The sequence below is a fragment of the Planomonospora algeriensis genome, from assembly GCF_977012225.1.
The window spans coordinates 1-3607 of the sequence record NZ_CDRNDK010000562.1 but is presented as its reverse complement, the minus strand read 5'-3'; the positions used below and the strand labels follow the sequence as shown (position 1 = coordinate 3607).

4 protein-coding genes are annotated in these 3607 nt (G+C 72.1%); 2 read left to right on the top strand and 2 right to left on the bottom strand.

Annotated elements, in window-relative coordinates:
- Positions 1–151 precede the first annotated feature (151 nt).
- Positions 152–1303, top strand: coding sequence for a hypothetical protein (locus ACWJ6R_RS32445; protein ID WP_449065875.1), 1152 nt, complete (start codon positions 152–154; stop codon positions 1301–1303).
- Positions 1304–1330: 27 nt separating this feature from the next.
- Here ACWJ6R_RS32445 and ACWJ6R_RS32440 read toward each other — a convergent pair whose 3' ends face one another.
- Entirely contained in the window at positions 1331–1834 is a 504-nt protein-coding gene (locus tag ACWJ6R_RS32440; protein WP_449065874.1) for a hypothetical protein, read from the bottom strand.
- A gap of 68 nt (positions 1835–1902) precedes the next feature.
- Positions 1903–2667: an alpha/beta hydrolase gene (locus ACWJ6R_RS32435; protein ID WP_449065873.1), complete on the bottom strand. Its 765-nt coding sequence runs from the start codon at positions 2665–2667 to the stop codon at positions 1903–1905.
- A 149-nt stretch (positions 2668–2816) separates the two neighbouring features.
- Between ACWJ6R_RS32435 and ACWJ6R_RS32430 the strand changes: the two genes are divergently transcribed.
- Positions 2817–3530: a lysophospholipid acyltransferase family protein gene (locus tag ACWJ6R_RS32430; RefSeq protein ID WP_449065872.1), complete on the top strand. Its 714-nt coding sequence runs from the start codon at positions 2817–2819 to the stop codon at positions 3528–3530.
- Positions 3531–3607 lie beyond the last annotated feature (77 nt).

Sequence of the window (3607 nt, the reverse complement as noted above, 5' to 3'; positions counted from 1 at the left end):
GGGGGCGGCCCGGGGCGGGGCGGCTACGCGTCCGCGCCGGGACGCGCGGCGCGAGGACGGGCCGGGGATGCGGTCGGGGATACGGTCGGGGATGGGGCCGGAGATGGGGAGCCGCGCACATGGAGCGGGCATCACCCGTACCATTTGGTGCATGACCCGTCGCCTTCCGCGGCGTGCCCTGGCGCTGTGCGCGGGAGGCCTGTTCCTGCCCTTCCTCCACGCGCCGGCCGCGCACGCCGATCCCGTCCGCCCACCCGCGGCGGAGGCCTGGCAGGCACCGGCCACCGCCCGGCTGAGCAGCGACGGGTCGCTGTCCGACGTCGCCGGGCTCTCCGCCGGGAACGTGTGGGCGGTGGGACAGCAGAGCGTGTGGGACGTCTGGCAGAGCCGAGGGGCCATCACCCACTGGAACGGCCGGACCTGGACCGAGGTCCCCATCCGCAACGACCCCACCGGGGCCGGGCTCCTGCGCTCGGTCGCGGCGGCGTCGGCGACCGAGCTGTGGGCGGTGGGAGAGGGCCACGACGGCCTGCCGTACCTGGCGAAGGGGGACGGCTCGGCCTTCGACCGGGTCACCGTCGACACACTGCACGTGGGCGACTGGCTGGGCGGGGTGGCGGCCGTTCCGGAGCGGGTGGTCGCCGTCGGCCGCCGTGCCGGTCAGCCGCTGATCGTCAACGGTTCCGGCGGGAAGTGGACGCTCACCGCCGCCGGAGGACGCGGCACGCTGTACGGCGTCGCGGTGACGGCCAAGGGCGACGGCTGGGCGGTCGGCGACACCGGAGGCGAACCGCTGATCATGAGGTTGTCCGGCGGGCAGTGGAAGTCCTTCCCCGCCCCGGACATCCCCGGCGGCTACCTGCGCGACGTCCACCTCAACGGGTCCAAGCGCGCGCTGGCCGTCGGAGGCGTCTACCGCGACTCGGGGCAGGTCGTCCCGCTGGTCCTGTCCTGGAACGGCAAGAAGTGGTCCAGGGTGGACCTGCCCGAGCAGGACGTGCGGCTGTACGGCGTGACCGGCGACCGCAAGAGCCGCTTCTGGATCTCCGGGGTCGACCTGACGCGTCCGGGGGAGGCGTTCCTGCTGCGCTACGACGGCCGCAAGGTCAAGACGCTGCGCGGTGCCCCGTCCTCGGCCCCCCGGACGATCCGGCTCCAGTCGGCGGCCTACCTGCCCGGCACGGGCACGGTCTGGACCGTGGGCCACGTGGTGGACGGCAACGGGCGCTACACCGACGTGATCGAGCGCTTCGCGACGAAGAGCCCGGCCGGCCAGGAGGGGTCCGCCCGGTCCAGGTCGTGAGACCCGGCGCGGCCTGACGCGCCGGGCTCAGATGACGGCGCCGTCGTCCCAGCCGGAGCCGCCGGGCGGGCCGTCCCCCATCCGCACCACCAGCGCCACGAAGCCGCCGATGAACGCGGCGACCGCGGTGAACAGCGCCCAGCCGCGCAGCTCCCACCCGGCCGTGACGGTCACCAGCAGGTAGGCGGGACCGCCGAACAGGGCCGTCCATGCGATCTTCGCGGTGGCGTCGGTCTTGGGCAGCGGCGGCGGCGGAGGAGGAACGTAGTGCCCCTCGTCGTCCTCCTCCTGCCCGGTGTCGGTGTCGGTGTCGGCCTCGGCCTCGGCGTCGAGGTCGGCGCCGGTGCGGCCGTCCTCCCCCGCCGCCGGGAGGCGGTCGTCCTCCGGGGTCCTGACCACCCGGCGCGGGGGGTCGGCGGGGAGGTTCTCGCTGTCCGGCCACGGCTGGTCGGCCGAGTCGCGCTCGGCGGTGTCGTTGAAGGACGCGACGATCTGCCGCCAGACCTCGTCCTCGTCGCTCTGCGGTGTCACCTAGCTGGGCCCGTCGCTCATGGCCTGATCACTTCCTTCTCCGGAGACCGCGCATCCCCCGCTGGCGATCAGTCTCTCTGCAAGGGTACAGAGGCGTTCGTCCTGATGAACTCCAGGCTCTCCGCAAAGATCCGGTCGGCGTCGTTGTCGAGTGTCGCGACGTGATAGCTGTCGGCGAGCTCGACCACGTCCAGATTCCCCCCGGTCAGCCTCTCACGGAGGATGCGCACACTGGTCGGCTTGACCACATGGTCCTGCGGGCTGTGGAAGACCAGGACGGGCTGGGTCACCTTGTCCAGCTCGGCCTGGGTCAGCGCCCAGAGGCGGGGGAGGCTCGCCGCGGCCTTGACCGGGGTGCGCGTGTAGCCCACCTCGACCGCCCCCTCCTTCTTGATGTCGCCCGCGACCCCCTGGACCGAGGGGACGAACAACCGCAGCAGCGGCGCGAGCTTGAGCAGCGGGACGTCGTTGGCGATCGAGGGGTTGACGACGACCACGCCCCTGATGCCCTCGCCGTGCACCTCGGCCAGGCGCAGCGCCATGCATCCGCCCAGTGACAGGCCCGCCACGAAGACCTCGGGGCACCGCCCCCGCAGGTCCGCCAGCGTCTTGTCCAGCTCGGCGTACCAGTCCTCCCAGCGGGTGCGGTTCATCTCCTGCCAGGTGGTGCCGTGCCCGGGGAGCCGTGGCAGCGCCACGGTCAGCCCCGCCTCGGCCAGGTGCTCCGCCCAGGGGCGCAGCGACTGCGGAGAGCCGGTGAAACCGTGGCAGAGCAGCACCCCGACCGGACCCCCCGCGTGGTGGTACGGTTCCGCGCCGGACATGATTGGCATTGTGACTCCTTGTCAGGCTTGCCTGATCGTCGCATGTTCGGGGCCTGTTTTGCGAGAGGGTGATTTGTGCGGTTTGGCGGTGTAGGTGACGGAGCCTCGAGGTGGGAAGATAACTCCAGGTCGCTTCCTGTCAACCAAAGGAGCATCGAGTGTTCTACTGGGTGGTGAAGGCCATCCTCGCGCCCCTTCTCCGCGTGATCTTCCGCCCCTGGGAGGAGGGGGTGGAGAACGTGCCGAAGGAGGGCCCGGTGATCCTGGCCGGCAACCACCTGTCGTTCGCCGACCACTTCTTCGGGGCGTTGTTCCTTCCGCGCAAGGTGATCTCCCTCGGCAAGGCCGAGTACTTCACGGGCAGGGGCCTCAAGGGGATGCTCAGCCGGGCCTTCTTCAGCGGCGTCGGCACCGTGCCGATCGACCGCTCCGGAGGCAAGGCCAGTGAGGCGGCGATCCGCACCGGCCTGCGCGTGCTGAGCGAGGGCAACGTGCTCGGCATCTACCCCGAGGGTACCCGTTCCCACGACGGCCGCCTCTACAAGGGCAAGACCGGTGTGGCGCGGCTGGCGCTGGAGTCCCGCGCGCCGGTCATCCCGTGGGCGATGGTCAGCACCTTCGAGATGATGCCCCCCGGCCGCCCCCTCCCGCGCCTGGGCATCCGCCCGGGCGTGAGGTTCGGCAAGCCGCTGGACTTCTCCCGCTACTACGGCATGGAGGAGGACCGGCTGGTCCTGCGCGCCGTCACCGACGAGATCATGTACGCGCTGATGGAGCTCGGCGGCCAGGAGTACGTCGACAAGTACGCCGCCAGTGCCAAGGCCGAGGCGGCCCAGGCGGCGAAGGAGGCGAAGAAGGCCGGACGGCGGTGAGCGGCGCGGCGGACCGGCCCGGACCGGTGCGGGCCACCGCCGCGGTCGCTGCGGAGGCGCGCTCGGCGGCGCTGGCC

What these genes read in the sequence shown, in the direction of transcription:
- ACWJ6R_RS32445 (WP_449065875.1), top strand. Translation starts at nt 152, where the DNA reads ATGACCCGTCGCCTTCCGCGGCGTGCCCTGGCGCTGTGCGCGGGAGGC.
- ACWJ6R_RS32435 (WP_449065873.1), bottom strand. Translation starts at nt 2,667, where the DNA reads ATGCCAATCATGTCCGGCGCGGAACCGTACCACCACGCGGGGGGTCCG.